The sequence below is a fragment of the Kitasatospora sp. NPDC096147 genome, assembly GCF_044763225.1.
Lineage (GTDB): Bacteria > Actinomycetota > Actinomycetes > Streptomycetales > Streptomycetaceae > Kitasatospora.
The window spans coordinates 727,565-743,218 of the sequence record NZ_JBIWFX010000003.1; the positions used below are offsets into that span (position 1 = coordinate 727,565).

Sequence of the window (15,654 nt, forward strand, 5' to 3'; positions counted from 1 at the left end):
CTCGGAATCCCCCGCGCGGAACTGTTCGCTGTGAGCGCAGGGTCCGGACCCGGTCACGGGAACGGCCCGGACCCCCCTGGCGGGGGTCCGGGCCGTTCCCTGACGGTGCGTCAGACCGTACCGAAGGCTCAGGCCTCGGTGGTCTCGGCGGACTCGACCGACTCCTCGGCCTCCTCGTCGTCCTCGAAGGAGACGACCTCGCCGTTGGTGTCGGTGACCTTGGCCTGCTCGACGACCAGGGCCAGCGCCTTGCCGCGGGCGACCTCGCCGACCAGCAGCGGGACCTGGTTGGCCTGGACGACCTGCTGGGCGAACTGGTCCGGGGTCATGCCGGAGCCGGCCGCGCGGCGGACCAGGTGCTCGGTGAGCTCGTCCTGGTTCACGCCCAGCTTCTCGGCGTCGACGATCTCGTCGAGCACGAACTGGGTCTTGATGCCCTTCTTGGCCTGCTCCTCGGTCTCCTTCTCGAAGTCCTCGACGGACTTGTCCTGGGTGGCGAGGTAGGTCTCGAGGGTGAGGCCCATCGGCTCGAGCTGGTGGTGCTCGAGGTTGTGCTTGCGGGTCTCGACCTCGTCCTTGAGGAGCTTCTCCGGGTACTCCATCTCGACCAGCTTCAGCAGCTCGTCGAGCACCCGCTCCTGGGCCTGGGTGGCCTGGTCGAACTCACGCATGCGCTCCAGGCGCTTGCGGGAGTCGGCCTTCAGGTCCTCCAGGGTGTCGAACTCGCTCGCCAGCTGCGCGAACTCGTCGTCCAGCTCCGGGAGTTCCTTCTCCTGGACGGCGGTGACGGTGACGGTCACCTCGGAGCTCTTGCCGGCCTGGGTGCCGCCCTTGAGCTCGGTGGTGAAGGTCTTGGTCTCGCCGGCCGAGAGGCCGACGACGGCCTCGTCGATGCCGTCCAGCAGACGGCCCGAGCCGATCTCGTAGCTGACGCCGGTGGCGGTGCCGTCCTCCGGCACCTCACCGTCGACCTTGGCCTCCAGGTCGACGACCACGACGTCGCCCTCGGCGGCGGCGCGCTCGACGTCCTTGACCGACGAGAAGCGCTCGCGCAGCTGCTCCAGGGACTTCTCCACGTCGGCGTCCTCGACCACGATCGGGTCGACGGTCACCTCGATGCCGGCGAAGTCGGGCAGGGTGATCTCCGGACGGACGTCGACCTCGGCGACGAAGGTGAGGTCACCGCCGTCGGCCAGGTTCTCGACACCCTGGATGTCGGTGATCTCGGGCTGACCGAGGACCTCGATCTTGCCCTCGTCGACGGCCTGGGTGTAGAAGCGCGGCAGCGCGTCGTTGACGGCCTCCTCCAGCACCGCGGCACGACCGAAGCGCTGGTCGATCACCTTGGCGGGAATCTTGCCCTTGCGGAAGCCCGGGACCGAGACCTGCGAGTTGATCTTCTTGTAGGCCGCGTCGAGGCTCGGCTTGAGCTCCTCGAAAGGCACCTCGACGGTGAGTCGAACCCGGGTCGGGTTCAGAGTCTCGACGGCGCTCTTCACGGTTGGGTCTCCTATGGGCTTGCGGTCAGGTTGTCTCCGCCGTTGCCGGCCGGCGGGCCGGGCGCGGTGCGGCGAGACGGGCGATGGGCGGTTGGAGCTGCATCTCCCGTACAAGGGGGTGGACGGTGAGCTTGACTCCTCGCCCTCGGGCGGTTGACCTGCACGGATCTGCGCAGGGACTACCGCCAGCCGCCCATCCTACCGGTAGCACGAAAGGCGGACGCCAGGGTGCTGCCACACGGATGACGGGGGCCCGCGCCAGGCCCTCCGGACGGCCCCGGTACGCCAACAGGGCCCCGCCTTCGGACGAGACCCTGCCGCACTGTCGGGGTGGCCGGATTCGAACCGACGGCCTTCCGCTCCCAAAGCGGACGCGCTACCAAACTGCGCCACACCCCGTGGTGCCGAGAGGAAGCGTACACGGCACCCCCCACCCCCCACGGCCGTTCACCCGGGCGGCCGTTGACCCCTGCGCCCGGCGGCACCGACGTGCCGAACCGTCAAAGCGGTGTGCGAGCAGCCGATCCGACCAGGTACGCTGACCCTGTCCTCGCGACCGCAGCACGCGGCCACGGGGCGTCCTGTGCGGGTGTAGCTCAATGGTAGAGCCCCAGTCTTCCAAACTGGTCACGCGAGTTCGATTCTCGTCACCCGCTCCACAGAAGGCTCCGGCCCCCGGTCAGTGACCGGGGGCCGGAGCCTTTTGACGTGGTGTCGGTCTCGTCAGAGGTTGACGCCGTGGGCGCGCAGGTAGGAGACCGGGTCGATGTCGGAGCCGTAGGAGGCGCCGGTGCGGATCTCGAAGTGCAGGTGCGGGCCGGTCACGTTGCCGGTGGCACCGGAGAGGCCGATCTGCTGACCGGCCGAGACGGTCTGGCCGGCCGAGACGCCGATCGAGGAGAGGTGGGCGTACTCGGAGTACTTGCCGTCCGCGTGGCGGATGACGACCTCGTTGCCGTAGGCGCCGCCGTTGCCGGCCTTGACCACGGTGCCGGAGGTGACGGCCTTCACGCTGGTGCCGGTGGAGGCGCGGAAGTCCACACCGGTGTGGTAGCCGCTGGACCAGGAGGAGCCGGAGGCGTGGTACGCGGTGGAGGTGCCACCGGAGACCGGGGCCACGTAGCCGCCGGAGGCGACGGTGGTGGAGGTCTCGGCCTTGGGCGCGGCGGCCTTCGGCGTGGTGGCCTTCGGGGCGGCGGCGGCCTTGGGGGCCTCGGCCTTCGGCGCGGCGGCCTTGGGAGCCTCGGCCTTGGGGGTGGCGGCCTTCGGGGCCGGGGTGGAGGCCTTGGAGCGGGACGCCTTGGTGGTGTCCTCGCTCTTGGACTGCTGCGGGGCCGGGGCCTGGGCCGGCGCCGGGGCGGCGACGGCGGCCTTGCCGGCCAGCGAGAGGTTCTGGCCCGGGAAGATCAGGTTCGGGTTGCCGCCGATGACGGTCCGGTTGTCCTGGTAGAGCTTCTCCCAGCCACCCTCGACCTGCTGGGCGTTGGCGATCTTCGAGAGGGTGTCCCCGCTGACCACCTGGTACGCCTTGGCCTCGGCGGCCGGAGCGGCGGCCGGGGCGGAAGCCTGCACGGCGGCCGGGGCGGCCTGCGGGGCGACGGCGACGGCGGCCTCGGGGGCGGCGGCCGGGGTGTGGTTCTGGTGCGCGCTGGCGGCGCTGACCGGGACCGCGAAGGCGGCGCCGACCACACCGGTGGCGACCGCGATGCGGGTCAGACGGGACAGCTGGACGCGACGGTGCTTGCCCTTGACGGACATGGGGCTGGTCCTCTCCGACGCCTGTGAGGTGAGCTGTCGGGTTCGGGCTGGAGATGCCCGGCCGCTGGCGCGGCTTCACCCCTAGCCGGACCGGTGTGACCGGTACGGCGACTTACCTGTGGGTCCCCCACTCCTGCCATGGCGGTGCTGGTTCGAGGCTCCGGGTGGTGGCAGGACTCGGCGTTCCACCCGGTGGGCCCGTCCGGTCGATCCGCCGGACTGGATCCGCAGCTAAGCCCATCGCCCCCGACGCTGGCAAGCCCGAGTTGAACGATCAACGAGCACCCGGCGGGACCAAAGTCACTCGGAGGTCGGGACTTCCGCCTCCGGCGCCCATGATCGCTGACCCTGGGCCGATGCTACGCACACGTAGGGTGTCGAAAACCACCGTCCGGATACGGCTCCGTGCGCTCCGTCGGCAGGCGCCGTGACACCGGTCACGCCGGGCCGATACGCTCGCCGTTCGAGGTTCCCGTTCGAGAACAGAGCGCCGCCCACCGGGGTGGCTGCGAGGAGATCCGCCCGTGCCCCACGAGGAGCGGCTGGCCGTCATACGGCGCGGAGTGGTCCGCGAGATGGCCCGGTTGGGCCTGGAGTTCGCGGTGGACGGCGCGGTGGTCCGGGGGCCCGGCACCACCGCCGTGGCGGTCCGCGAGCACGCCGAGCGGGGCACCACCGGCCACGTGGACCTCGGCTACGTGCTCCAGCTCGGCCGGGGCGACGGCCCGGTGGTCTGGGACTGCGCGGCCGGCTTCGGCGGCGACGACACCGAGCAGCTCGACAACGCGGTGATGATCTGGGCCGGCACCACCGCCACCGCCGTGCTCCAACTGCTCTCCGGTGAGCAGGCGTTCAGCACGCCCGAGTTCCCCGGCTGGCGGGTGGTGCAGAGCCCGGCGGCCACCTTCGGCACCGGCTCGGAGCTGCTGGCCGACTGGCTGGCCGGGCAGCACTCCTCGCCCGCCCTGGCCGCCGCCGTGCTGCCGGAGCTGACCCCGGGTCAGGTGAACGGCGTGAAGCTGTTCTTCGGCGGCAAGGCCGGCCACGACGTGGCCGAGGTGCGGGTGAACGGCCGGGTGAGCAGCGCGGCCTCGGCGGCGCTGCGCGCGCAGGACTGGCCGCGCGGCGAACGGCTCTGCTGGGCGCGGCTGTTCCTGGTGTTCGCGCCGGAGCCCGAGGCGCTGCCGGAGCGCGTGACGGCCCCCGCACCACGGCGCGGCCGGTTGGCGCGCTGGTGGCGGCGACGGCGCTGACCCGCTGGCGGGCGGGTCCGCGACCGGTCGGAACGGCTCGGCGCGGGACGGCAGGGCGCGCGACCGCTCGGCGCCGGACCGCTCGGAGCGGGACGGCTCAGCCGGCGACCGAGGAGATGGTCTTGGCGAGCTGGCTGAGGAACTCCTGGATCGGGCCGGCAGCCGTGGACTGGCTCAGCATGAAGCCGAACAGTGCCGCGATGATGGCGTGACTGGTCTTCAACTGCTTGTTGCGGATGAAGATCACGCAGATGATGCCGAACAGGACCAGGGCTGAGACGGAGAAGGCCACCCGGACTCACTTCCTCTTTCTACGTAGCGAGTTTCGTGGCGGGCCCAATCCCCCGAGCAATCCCCCGGACCCCCCGAGAACCGACCGTCCCACCCGGACTCAGTGTGGTCGTTCGTGCGGACTGCGTAAAGGACTTGCCGGAAGCAGGCCCCGAAGATCCTGCGATGTGAGACGAATTTCCGCCGACCGAGACGATAGCGGAGCGGGCCTGACGGTCCGTCGCCAGGGCGGCCCCAACTGGCAGTTGACCGCTCCGGCCGGTCCTAGATCCACTTCCCGGACTATGCCGCAGGAATGGCCGAAGATCGGCGTTGGGACTTGACACCTCCGGGCCCCGGTTCGGGCCCCGGCTCCGGTGCCCGTCCCACCGTCGGGGCGCGGCACCGGGTGCCACCCGACGGGGCGTCAGGCGCGCCAGAGCAGCAGCACCGCGCGGTCGTCGTTGACGTCCTTGGCCACCGACTCGATGAGCTTCACCGCCGAGCCCCGACCACCGAGCTGGGCGAACGGGGCGCCGCCGACCAGCCGGTCCGCCTCGCCCATCAACCGGTCCATGCCCTCGGTCAGGTCCCGGCCGGGCACCTCGACCATGCCGTCGGTGCAGAGCATCAGCACGTCGCCCCGGTCCAACCGCCCGCGCACGCCCTCGAACTTGGCGCCGTCGTACACCCCTAGCAGCCCGCCCTCGGGCGCCTCCATCACGTCCCACCGGCCGGTGCCGGCGTGCCGCTGCATGCCCGGCAGATGACCGGCCGAGAGCAGCTCGTACTCCCCGGTGTCCAGGTCCAGCACCAGGTGGACGGCGGTGGCGAAGCCCTCGTCCCAGTCCTGCCGGAGCAGGTAGCCGTTGGCCGCCGGGAGGAACTCGTGGGCCGGCAGCGAGCCGAGCAGGCCGCCGAACGCGCCGGACAGCAGCAGGGCGCGGGAGCCCGCGTCCATGCCCTTGCCGGAGACGTCCGCCAGCACCACCTCCAGCACCCGGCGGCCCGGCCCGGTGCGGGCCGCCACCACGAAGTCGCCGGAGAACGACTGCCCGCCGGCCGGGCGCAGCGCCATGTCGGCCGACCAGCCCTCCGGCAGCGCGGGCACCCGGCTCTGCACCCGGAGCCGCTCGCGCAGGTCGAAGAGCATCGAGCCGCCGCCCCGCCAGGGCACCCCGACCCGGCTGCGGAACTGCGCCAGCAGCAGCCCGGCCACCCCGACCGCGCCGACCACCAGCGCGGCACCCGGGGTGACGCCGAAGACGTAGGTGTCCGGATGGTCGCTGGCCACCCGCTCGCCGGTGTGGATCAGCGACTCGGTGGAGAGGCCGAGCGCAGCCGCCGCGTAGAGCAGCACCAGGGTGCCGGGCCGCAGCATCAGCGCTCCGGCCAGGATCGGCAGCACCAGGGCGGTGGGCGGGGCCCAGGCCGGGATCAGGATGTTCAGCAGCACCAGCAGCGGGACGGCGGCGAACAGCACGGCGAAGGCCAGCCAGTCGGCCGCGTCCCCCCGGAAGTGGTCGACGGCGGTCCGGCGCAGCACTCGGCGGGCCCGGTACAGCCTGCCGCGCAACCGGGCCGTCCACGGGCCGTCGGCCGCCGCTGCGGCCTGGCCCGTGCCAGTCGTCCTGGGCTCGGAGCCCGGCGTGCTGCCAGCCATGGGCCTTGACCTTATCCACCGGCACCGGGTGCCGTCGACGGGTGGGGCGGCGCCGGGCGCGTTCGCGGGTGCGGGGCCAACGGGTTTCGGCCGCCGGGGCGGCGGTAGGGAGGCGCCGGGGCGGTGGCGGGGGAAGCGGCGGGGAGGTGGCGGGGCCCGTGGTCCACCCCCGTCGAATGTCGGTCGCGCACGACGGACACCAGGTGGTAGCTCTTGGCATATGACCGCACAGCGTACGACTTCTGACGACATGACAGGTGACGACCTGACCTTCCGCCCGCTCGCCGCCGAGGAGTGGGACCGGTGGTACCGGAACCTGGAGGTGGCCTTCGGCGGGTCCGAGGACTTCCCGGCGGACCGGGCCCTGTGGCGGGCGCTGACCGAACTTGACCGCTCAGTCGGGGTCTGGGACGGCGACCTGCCGGTCGGCGGAGCGAGTGCGTTCAGCTTCCGGCTCGCGGTGCCCGGCGGCGCGGTGGTCCCGGCCGCCGGGGTCACCATGGTCGGCGTGCTGCCCACCCACCGGCGGCGCGGCGTGCTCAGCCGGCTGATGCGCGATCAGCTCGACGAGGTCCGGCGGCGCGGCGAGGCGCTCGCGGTGCTCACCGCCTCGGAGGCCGCCATCTACGGCCGGTTCGGCTACGGCCTCGGCACCTGGCGGATGGGTGTCACGGTGCCCCGGCGGGTCAAGGTCCGGGTGCCGGTGGACCGTGCGGTCCGGCTGCGGCTGGTCCCGCCGGCGTCGGTGCTGGCGGCCTGCGAGGAGCTCTACGCGGAGCTGGTGCCGGGGCGGCCCGGCATGCTGGCCCGGCAGCCCGGCTGGGAGCAGCAGCCGTTGAAGGACGACCCGGCCGGGCGGGACGGCGCCTCGCCGCTCCAGTGCGTGGTGGCCGAGGACCGCGAGAGCGGGCAACTGCTCGGCTACGCCCGGTACGCCGTCGCGATGGAGTGGAACGCCTCCGACATCGCGGACGGCACCGTCCGGGTGCGGGACGTGGAGGCCCGGACGCCGGCCGTCTACGCGGCGCTCTGGCAGTTCCTGCTGGACCAGGACCTGACCGGGCGGGTCCGGGTCCGCAACCGTCCGGTGGACGACCCGCTGCTGCACCTGGTCGACGATCCCCGGCGGCTCGAGCCGCAGTTGGTGGACTCGATGTACGTCCGGCTGGTGGAGCTCGGGGCGGCGCTGGAGCAGCGGGCGTACGCCTCGGCGGTCGACTTGGTGCTGGAGGTCTCGGACGCGTTCTGTCCGTGGAACGCCGGGCGGTGGCGGCTGCACTCGGACGGGCCGGGCAAGGCCGCGAGCTGCGTCCGCACCGAGGACCCCGCCGACCTGGCCCTGGACGTCCGGGAGTTGGGGGCCGCCTACCTCGGCGGCGTCCGGCTCTCCGCCCTGGCGGCGGCCGGCCTGGTCACCGAACTCCGCGACGGCGCCCTGACGGAGGCCACCCGGGCCTTCGCCTCGGACGTCGCCCCCTGGCTGCCGCACGGCTTCTGACCGCGACGGGGCACGAGGCCCGGAAGGGCAGCGCTCAGGGCACGAGGCTCTGCCGATCTGCGGCTCCGCCGCGCGGGCACGAGGTTCGGCCAAGGCCCCGAGGCCCGGAAGGGCAAGCGCTCAGGGGCGCGAGGAACTGCGCGAGTCGGAAGGCGGCTCATCTGCAACTGACCCACCGTCAGCCAGTTGCACGTGCTGCCTTCCCACCCCGCGCAGTTCCTCGCGCCCCCAGGTCGCTGCAACTGAACCTCGCGCCCGAAGGTGCTGCGACCGGACCTCGCGCCCGAAGGTGCTGCACCCAGACCTCGCGGCCGAAAGCGCTGCGCCCGGACCTCGCGCCCGTAGGTGCTGCAGCCGGGCCCGGTGCCCGAAGGTGCGAGCGGCTCAGCCCTGCGGGTGGTGGGCCGGGATCGGGGGGAGCTCACCGGTGGTCTCGTAGTCCGAGAGCATCTCGATCCGGCGGGTGTGGCGCTCGGCGCCGCTGTAGGGGGTGTTGAGGAAGATCTCCACGAAGCGGGTGGACTCCTCGACGGTGTGCATCCGGCCGCCGATGCTGATCACGTTCGCGTTGTTGTGCTCGCGGCCGAGCTCGGCGGTCTGCTCGCTCCAGGCGAGCGCCGCGCGCACGCCCTTCACCTTGTTGGCGGCGATCGCCTCGCCGTTGCCCGAGCCACCGATCACGATGCCCAGCGCCTCGGCGTCGGCTGCGGTCCGCTCGGCCGCCCGCAGGCAGAACGGCGGGTAGTCGTCCTCGGCGTCGTAGACGTGCGGGCCGCAGTCGACCGGCTCGTGGCCGTTCTCCTGGAGCCACTTCACGAGGTGGTTCTTGAGGTCGTATCCGGCATGGTCGGAACCCAGGTACACGCGCATGCGTATGAGTGTGGCATGCGCGTGGACCCGGGTCACCGCCGGTCCCGTCCGGTCAGGCGTCGCGTCGGAGCAGCTTCCAGGCCAGCGGCAGCGCGCCCATCGCCAGCAGCACCTTGAGGCCGTCGCCCACCAGGTAGGGGTAGAGGCCGAGTTCGGCCGCCCGGGCCAGCGGGACGCCGAGCGAGAGGGCGAGGTAGGGGACGCCGACCGCGTAGATGGCGAGGGTGCCGAGGAGCATCGCGCCGGCCGTGCGCAGCGGGCTGCGGTCCGCACCGCGCCGGGCCAGCGCACCGACCAGGCCGGCCGCCAGCACGAAGCCGATCACGTAGCCCAGGCTGGGCATGGCGGAGCCGGAGCTGCCCTCGGCGAACCACGGCATCCCGGCCATGCCGGCCAGCAGGTAGAGGCCGAGCGAGGCGACGCCGCGCCGGGTGCCGAGCGCGGTGCCGACCAGCAGGGCGGCGAAGGTCTGACCGGTAACCGGCACGGGCGAGCCGGGGACCGGGACGGAGAGCTGGGCGGCCAGGCCGGTGAGGGCCGCTCCCCCGGCGGCCAGGGCCAGGTCGCGGGCCTGGGTGCCGAGCCGGGTGGCGGCCTGCGGGAGCAGGTCGGCGAGGACCGGGGTGCGGCCGGGGAGGGTGGTGGCGGTGGCCATCGGCGGTCTCCTTAGTCACTGTGCAGGGGTGATCACTCAGGAACCTATGCCGAGCGGACGGTCCGGGCAGGCGTCGGAACCGGCCAAGGGTGGACGACCGTGCTTGTCGGAACCATCCTGACTACGACAATCGATGTAGCCGATCGATCACTTTCGGTCAGGAAGATGTCCGGATCGCGGTCGTCGGAGCGTACGCATTGGCATGTCCAGGGAGCTTCCCGAATAGTGGACGGGTCGCCCCGCAATCCGTACACACGTCTGGACCCACCCTGATGCCGACCCCTTCCTCCCCACCCGTGGTGGAGCCCACCGAGCCCGGCTCGGGGGCCTCGCCGTCCGGCCAGCTCTCGCACGGCCTGAAGCAGCGTCACCTGTCGATGATCGCCCTCGGCGGGGTGATCGGCGCCGGCCTGTTCGTCGGGTCCGGGGCCGGCATCGCCGCCGCCGGCCCCGCCATCGTGCTGGCCTTCGCGATCTCCGGCCTGCTGGTCATGCTGATCATGCGGATGCTCGGCGAGATGTCCGCCGCCCGTCCGGCCAGCGGTTCCTTCTCGGTGCACGCCGAACGCGAGATAGGCCCGTGGGCCGGCCTGACGGTCGGTTGGATGTTCTGGGCCCTGCTCTGCGTGGGCGTCGCGGCCGAGGCGATCGGCGCCGCCGGGATCATGGTCAGATGGTTCCCCGGCTCCCCGAGCTGGGTCTGGGTCGCCCTCTTCATGGCCTTCTTCTGTGCCACCAACCTGGCGGCGGTGAAGAACTTCGGCGAGTTCGAGTTCTGGTTCGCCGCCGTCAAGGTGCTGGCGATCACCGCCTTCCTGGTGATCGGCGTGCTCGCCATCTGCGGCCTGCTGCCCGGCACTTCGGCCCCCGGCACCAGCAACCTCACCGGTCAGGGCGGCTTCTTCCCGAACGGCGCCGACGGCCTGGTCACCGGACTGCTCGCCTCGGTCTTCGCCTACGGCGGCCTGGAGACCGTCACCATCGCCGCCGCCGAGTCGGAGAACCCCCGGCGCAGCGTGGCCACCGCCGTGCGCACCGCGATGTGGCGGATCGCGCTGTTCTACGTCGGCTCGATGGCGGTGATCGTCACCCTGGTGCCGTGGAACGACCCTGAGGTGCGCTCCAGCGGCCCGTACGTCGCGGTGCTGGACGCGATCGGCTTCCCGGCGGCCGGGCAGGTGATGAACGTGGTGGTGCTGATCGCGCTGCTGTCGGCGATGAACGCCAACATCTACGGGTCCTCGCGGATGGTCTTCTCGCTGGTGCAGCGCGGGCAGGGGCCGAAGGCGCTGGCCAAGGTGCACGGCGGAGTGCCCCGGCTGGCGGTGCTGGCCTCGTCGGCGTTCGGGTTCTTCGCGGTGCTGCTCAGCTTCTGGTGGCCCGAGACGATCTTCGTCTGGCTGCTGAACATGGTCGGCGCGGCGGTGCTGGTGGTCTGGGGGTTCATCGCGGTGGCACAGCTGCGGATGCGGCGGCGGCTGGAGCGGGAGTCGCCGGAGCTGCTCACCGTCCGGATGTGGCTCTTCCCCTACCTGACCTGGGTGACCCTCGCGGGGGTCGTCGCCGTCCTCGGGCTGATGACCCTGGACGCCGACAACCGCACCCAGCTCTACTTCACGGGCGGGCTCGCGGTGGTCCTGGCGGTCGTCGGCCTGGTGCGGCAGAAGGGCGCGGTCCGCTCGCGCTAGCCACCTGCGGTCCGCTCGTGCCCGGGGGGGCGCGAGCGGACCGCACGCGGTGGACGGTGACACCCGCGGCCGACTGACGGTGGGTCAGTCGCGGGTGGACCGCCTTCCGGGCCCGCGCGTGCCCGTTACTCGAACGAGGGCCCGGCCTTGCGGGTGCGCTTGATCTCGTAGAAGCCCGGGGTGGCGGCGACCAGGACGGTGCCGTCCCAGAGCCGGGCGGCGGCCTCGCCGCGCGGGGTGGGGGTGACCACCGGGCCGAAGAAGGCGACCCGGTCGCCGTCGGGGCCGTCGACCGCGATCACCGGGGTGCCGACGTCCTCGCCGACCAGGCCGATGCCCTCGGCGTGGGAGGCCCGCAGGGCGTCGTCGTACTCGGTGGAGTCGGCGGCGTCGGCCAGCTCGGCCGGCAGGCCGGCGGCGACCAGGGCGGCCTCGATGGTGGCCCGCTCGTTCGGCAGGCCCTGGTTGTGGAAGCGGGTGCCCATCTCGGTGTAGAGCCGGCCGAGCACCTTGTCGCCGTGCTGCTGGGCGGCGGCGATCAGCACCCGGACCGGGCCCCAGGCCTTGTCGAGGAACTCGCGGTACTGCTCGGGGAGGTCGCGGCCCTCGTTGAGCACCGCGAGGCTCATCACGTGCCAGCGGGTCTCGACCGGGCGGAGCTGCTCCACCTCCAGCATCCAGCGGGAGGTCATCCAGGCCCACGGGCAGCCCGGGTCGAACCAGAAGTCGGCGATCTTCTTCGAATCGGCGGTCGTCACGGAGGCATCCTTACGCGCGGTCGGGGGCAGTTCCACTGAACGCAACACGAGGGACCACCCGACTGATTCCGCCGGTCTGTGCAATGGCACCGCCGGACGGCCGTGAAAGGATGCCACCCGGGGAAGACCCCCCGACCGACACCGTACGAGCGAGACAAGGGAGTACCGCCCGTGCCGGGCAAGAACCTGAGCCGCGAGGAAGCCCAGCAGCGGGCCGCGATCCTCTCCGTGGACGGCTACCGCGTCCACCTCGATGTCACCTCCGCCGTCGACCCGGCGGCCGTGACCTTCCGGTCCACCACCACCATCACCTTCCGCAGCTCCGAGCCGGGCGGGTCGACCTTCGCCGACCTGCTCGCCCCGGCGGTGCGGGCCGTCACCCTGAACGGGGCTGCGCTGGACCCGGCGGCCGTCTTCGACGGCACCCGGGTGGCGCTGGACGGCCTGGCCGCCGAGAACGTGCTGGTGGTGGAGGCGGACTGCGCCTACAGCCGGACCGGCGAGGGCCTGCACCGCTTCGTCGACCCGGTGGACGGCGAGACCTACCTCTACACGCACTACGAGCCGGCCGACGCCCGGCGGGTGTTCGCGAACTTCGAACAGCCCGACCTGAAGGCGCCGTTCACCTTCTCGGTGACCGCCCCGGCCGCCTGGGACGTGTACGCCAACGCGGTGCACACCGAGGTCACCGACGAAGGTGCCGCCCGCACCTGGCAGTTCGCCCCCACCCGGCCGATCTCCACCTACCTGACCGCCGTGGTGGCCGGCCCGTACCACGTCGAACGCGACCACTACAGCCGGGAGTCGAAGGACGGCTCGACGCTGGAGATCCCGCTCGCGGCGACCTGCCGCAAGTCGCTGGCCAAGTACTTCGACGCCGACGAGATCTTCACCGTCACCAAGCAGGGCCTGGACTTCTTCCACACCGAGTTCGACTACCCGTACCCGTTCGGGAAGTACGACCAGTGCTTCGTGCCGGAGTACAACATCGGTGCGATGGAGAACCCGGGCTGCGTGACCTTCCGGGAGGAGTTCGTCTACCGGTCGAAGGTCACCGAGGCCGCGTACGAGAGCCGGGCCAACGTCATCCTGCACGAGATGGCGCACATGTGGTTCGGCGACCTGGTCACCATGAAGTGGTGGGACGACCTCTGGCTGAAGGAGTCGTTCGCCGACTTCATGGGCTCCTACGGCCTGATCGGCGCGGGCACCAAGTACACCGCCGCCTGGACCACCTTCGCCAACCGGCGCAAGGCGTGGGCGTACCGGCAGGACCAGCTCCCGACCACCCACCCGATCACGGCCGACATCCGTGACCTGGAGGACGCCAAGCTCAACTTCGACGGCATCACCTACGCCAAGGGCGCCTCGGTGCTCAAGCAGCTGGTGGCGTACGTCGGTCCGGAGGCGTTCTTCGAGGGCGCCCGCCAGTACTTCAAGCGGCACGCCTTCGGCAACACCGTGCTGGACGACCTGCTGGTGGCGCTGGAGGAGACCAGCGGACGGGACCTCAGGTCCTGGGCCGCCGCCTGGCTGCAGACCTCCGGGGTGAACGTGCTGACCCCGCAGCTCACCGTGGACGCCGAGGGCCGGATCACCGAGTTCGCCGTGCTCCAGGACGGCGAGCCGGCCCGGCCGCACCGGGTCGCGATCGGCTTCTACGAGCGGGACACCGACGGCGCACTGGTGCGCACCGAGCGGGTCGAGCTGGACGTGGCCGGCGCCCGCACGGTGGTCGCCGAGCTGGCCGGGAAGGCCCGCCCGGCCCTGGTGCTGCTGAACGACGACGACCTGACGTACTGCAAGGTGCGCTTCGACGACCGGTCGCTGGCCACCCTGCGCGAGGCCCTCGGCGAGATCACCGAGCCGCTGAGCCGGGCCATCGCCTGGTCGGCGGTCTGGAACCTGACCCGGGACGGGCTGGTGCCGGCCCGCGACTACCTCGACCTGGTGGACCGCTTCGCCGGCTCCGAGTCGGACATCGGCGTGCTGCAGTCGCTGCACCAGCAGTCCCGGACCGCGCTCGACCTGTACGCCGCCCCGGAGCACCGGGCCGAGGGCGGGCGGCTGCTGGCCGCCTGCGCGCTGCGCGAGCTGCGGGCCGCCGAGCCGGGCAGCGACCACCAGCTGGCCTGGGCCCGCTTCCTGGCCGACACCGCCGACGGCGCCGAGCACCTCCAGCTGGTCGAGGGCCTGCTGGCCGGCAGCGCCCGGATCGACGGGCTGACGGTGGACCAGGAACTGCGCTGGTCGCTCTGGTTGACCCTGGCGGCGGCCGGCCGGGCCACCGCCGAGCAGCTGAACGGCGAGCTGGAGCTGGACAACACCGCCTCCGGACGCCAGCACCTGACCGAGTCGCTGGCCGCGCTGCCCACCGAGGCCGCCAAGGCCGCCGCCTGGGCCGCGGTGATCGACTCCGACCAGCTGCCCAACGCCCTGGTCGAGGCGCAGATCGCGGGCTTCGCGCAGGCCGGGCAGCGGCAGCTGACCGCTCCGTACGCCGGCCCGTACTTCGAGGTGATCGAGCAGGTCTGGGCGCAGCGCTCGATCGAGATCGCGATGCGGATCGTCGGCGGCTTCTTCCCGCGCTTCCAGACCGACGAGGCCACCCTGGCCGCCGCCGACGGCTGGCTGGCCGGGCACCCGGAGGCCGCCCCCGCGCTGCGCCGCCTGGTCCTGGAGTGCCGCGACGACCTGGCCCGCGCACTGCGGGCGCAGGCCGCCGACCGGGGCTGACCCGGGCACGCCGAGGGGCCCGGTCCTGCTGGACCGGGCCCCTCGGGTGTCGTTCGCGACTACTTCAGGGTGGCCGAGGTCAGACCGGCCTGCACCTGGCGCTGGAAGGACAGGTACACCACCAGCACCGGCACCATCGCGATGGTCATGCCGGCGAACAGCACCGGGGCGTCGCTCTTGTACCCGGCCGACAGGGCCAGGTTGACCAGGCCCTGGGCGAGCATCGAGTGGTCGGCCTCGCCGGCCCCGGTCGCCTGCATCAGGGTGACCGGCAGGATGTACTGGTTCCACTGCCCGAGCACGTTGAAGATGCCGACGCTGATCAGACCGGGCTTGGCCATCGGGATCATGATCCGGAAGAACGCCGTGGTGTGCGAGCAGCCGTCCAGCATGGCCGCCTCGTGGATCGAGGTGGGCAGCGTGCGGAAGAACGAGTGCAGGAAGAACACGGTGAACGGCAGCGAGTACGCCACGTACACCAGGATCAGGCCCAGGTAGCTGTTCAGACCGAGGTACGGGCTGATCTCGCCGAGGTTGCGGACCATGAAGAAGAGCGGGACGAGCGCGAGGTAGACGGGGAACATCGCGCCCGCGACGAACAGGAAGTAGATCGCCCGGTTGCCCTTGAACTCGTAGCGGGCCAGCACGTAGGCGGCCATCGCACCGAGCAGCATGGTCAGGGTGAGCGAACCGGCGAGCACGATCAGGGTGTTGGCGAAGTAGCCGCCGATGCCCTTCTCCCACGCCGCGCCGAAGGCCCGGAAGCTCCACGAGGTGGGCCAGCTCCAGGCCGAGCCGTTGATCTGGGCGTCGGTCTTGAAGGACCCGAGCACCACCCAGAGCAGCGGGAAGACGATCATCAGGGCCCAGATCGCCAGGAAGCCGTGCGAGAAGACGTTCAGCACGCCGCCGGAGTCGGCGAACTTCGCCTCCTTCTTCGTCGCCGGGCTCTTGGCCGTGCGCTGGGCGGGGACGGTGGTGTTGTCGACGCTGGTACTCATGACCG

12 protein-coding genes, 2 tRNA genes and 1 riboswitch are annotated in these 15,654 nt (G+C 72.0%); of the genes, 5 read left to right on the plus strand and 9 right to left on the minus strand.

Features of this window, described 5'->3' with window-relative positions; all coding sequences use genetic code 11:
* Positions 1 to 128: 128 nt before the first annotated feature.
* Positions 129 to 1,499, minus strand: a complete 1,371-nt coding sequence (gene tig / locus ACIRBX_RS13950; protein ID WP_402296369.1) for a trigger factor — start codon at positions 1,497 to 1,499, stop codon at positions 129 to 131.
* A gap of 325 nt (positions 1,500 to 1,824) precedes the next feature.
* Positions 1,825 to 1,898: transfer RNA gene (locus ACIRBX_RS13955), tRNA-Pro, on the minus strand.
* 186 nt (positions 1,899 to 2,084) lie between these two features.
* Between ACIRBX_RS13955 and ACIRBX_RS13960 the strand changes: the two genes are divergently transcribed.
* Positions 2,085 to 2,158, plus strand: a tRNA-Gly gene (locus ACIRBX_RS13960).
* Positions 2,159 to 2,222: 64 nt separating this feature from the next.
* Here the strand turns inward: ACIRBX_RS13960 and ACIRBX_RS13965 are convergent.
* On the minus strand, positions 2,223 to 3,257 hold the full coding sequence (locus ACIRBX_RS13965) for a peptidoglycan DD-metalloendopeptidase family protein (protein WP_402296371.1): 1,035 nt from the start codon (positions 3,255 to 3,257) through the stop codon (positions 2,223 to 2,225).
* Between the two features lie 5 nt (positions 3,258 to 3,262).
* A riboswitch (cyclic di-AMP (ydaO/yuaA leader) is annotated at positions 3,263 to 3,414 on the minus strand.
* 367 nt (positions 3,415 to 3,781) lie between these two features.
* On the opposite strand from ACIRBX_RS13965, the gene ACIRBX_RS13970 reads away from it, so the two are divergent.
* A complete protein-coding gene (locus ACIRBX_RS13970) occupies positions 3,782 to 4,510 on the plus strand; it encodes a DUF6348 family protein (protein ID WP_402296373.1) in 729 nt (242 codons plus the stop codon).
* Positions 4,511 to 4,607: 97 nt separating this feature from the next.
* Here the strand turns inward: ACIRBX_RS13970 and ACIRBX_RS13975 are convergent, their stop codons facing one another.
* Positions 4,608 to 4,802 (minus strand): hypothetical protein, encoded by a 195-nt coding sequence (locus ACIRBX_RS13975; protein WP_396292881.1) that lies wholly within the window; start codon positions 4,800 to 4,802, stop codon positions 4,608 to 4,610.
* A gap of 405 nt (positions 4,803 to 5,207) precedes the next feature.
* Positions 5,208 to 6,443 (minus strand): PP2C family protein-serine/threonine phosphatase, encoded by a 1,236-nt coding sequence (locus ACIRBX_RS13980; protein WP_402296375.1) that lies wholly within the window; start codon positions 6,441 to 6,443, stop codon positions 5,208 to 5,210.
* Positions 6,444 to 6,693: 250 nt separating this feature from the next.
* Between ACIRBX_RS13980 and ACIRBX_RS13985 the strand changes: the two genes are divergently transcribed.
* The gene (locus ACIRBX_RS13985; RefSeq protein WP_402296377.1) at positions 6,694 to 7,941 is read left to right on the plus strand and encodes a GNAT family N-acetyltransferase; all 1,248 of its coding nucleotides are present in this window, start codon (positions 6,694 to 6,696) and stop codon (positions 7,939 to 7,941) included.
* A gap of 384 nt (positions 7,942 to 8,325) precedes the next feature.
* Here the strand turns inward: ACIRBX_RS13985 and ACIRBX_RS13990 are convergent, their stop codons facing one another.
* Both ACIRBX_RS13990 and ACIRBX_RS13995 read right to left on the minus strand, forming a co-directional pair.
* Positions 8,326 to 8,811 carry a ribose-5-phosphate isomerase gene (locus ACIRBX_RS13990; RefSeq protein ID WP_402296379.1) on the minus strand — a complete coding sequence of 162 codons (486 nt, stop codon included), beginning with the start codon at positions 8,809 to 8,811 and terminating at the stop codon, positions 8,326 to 8,328.
* A gap of 52 nt (positions 8,812 to 8,863) precedes the next feature.
* A complete protein-coding gene (locus tag ACIRBX_RS13995; protein ID WP_402296381.1) occupies positions 8,864 to 9,466 on the minus strand; it encodes a biotin transporter BioY in 603 nt (200 codons plus the stop codon).
* A gap of 272 nt (positions 9,467 to 9,738) precedes the next feature.
* On the opposite strand from ACIRBX_RS13995, the gene ACIRBX_RS14000 reads away from it, so the two are divergent.
* Entirely contained in the window at positions 9,739 to 11,154 is a 1,416-nt protein-coding gene (locus ACIRBX_RS14000) for an amino acid permease (RefSeq protein WP_402296382.1), read from the plus strand.
* A 125-nt stretch (positions 11,155 to 11,279) separates the two neighbouring features.
* Here the strand turns inward: ACIRBX_RS14000 and ACIRBX_RS14005 are convergent, their stop codons facing one another.
* Complete coding sequence (locus ACIRBX_RS14005; protein ID WP_402296384.1) at positions 11,280 to 11,912, minus strand: DsbA family protein; 633 nt, start codon at positions 11,910 to 11,912, stop codon at positions 11,280 to 11,282.
* A gap of 171 nt (positions 11,913 to 12,083) precedes the next feature.
* Between ACIRBX_RS14005 and pepN the strand changes: the two genes are divergently transcribed.
* A complete protein-coding gene (gene pepN / locus ACIRBX_RS14010) occupies positions 12,084 to 14,648 on the plus strand; it encodes an aminopeptidase N (RefSeq protein ID WP_402296386.1) in 2,565 nt (854 codons plus the stop codon).
* Between the two features lie 59 nt (positions 14,649 to 14,707).
* Here pepN and ACIRBX_RS14015 read toward each other — a convergent pair whose 3' ends face one another.
* On the minus strand, positions 14,708 to 15,649 hold the full coding sequence (locus ACIRBX_RS14015; RefSeq protein ID WP_402296388.1) for a carbohydrate ABC transporter permease: 942 nt from the start codon (positions 15,647 to 15,649) through the stop codon (positions 14,708 to 14,710).
* Between the last annotated feature and the right edge of the window lie 5 nt (positions 15,650 to 15,654).

What these genes read in the sequence shown, in the direction of transcription:
- ACIRBX_RS13995 (WP_402296381.1), bottom strand. Translation starts at nt 9,466, where the DNA reads ATGGCCACCGCCACCACCCTCCCCGGCCGCACCCCGGTCCTCGCCGAC.
- ACIRBX_RS14000 (WP_402296382.1), top strand. Translation starts at nt 9,739, where the DNA reads ATGCCGACCCCTTCCTCCCCACCCGTGGTGGAGCCCACCGAGCCCGGC.
- ACIRBX_RS13990 (WP_402296379.1), bottom strand. Translation starts at nt 8,811, where the DNA reads ATGCGCGTGTACCTGGGTTCCGACCATGCCGGATACGACCTCAAGAAC.
- ACIRBX_RS13965 (WP_402296371.1), bottom strand. Translation starts at nt 3,257, where the DNA reads ATGTCCGTCAAGGGCAAGCACCGTCGCGTCCAGCTGTCCCGTCTGACC.
- ACIRBX_RS13985 (WP_402296377.1), top strand. Translation starts at nt 6,694, where the DNA reads ATGACAGGTGACGACCTGACCTTCCGCCCGCTCGCCGCCGAGGAGTGG.
- ACIRBX_RS14015 (WP_402296388.1), bottom strand. Translation starts at nt 15,649, where the DNA reads ATGAGTACCAGCGTCGACAACACCACCGTCCCCGCCCAGCGCACGGCC.
- ACIRBX_RS13980 (WP_402296375.1), bottom strand. Translation starts at nt 6,443, where the DNA reads ATGGCTGGCAGCACGCCGGGCTCCGAGCCCAGGACGACTGGCACGGGC.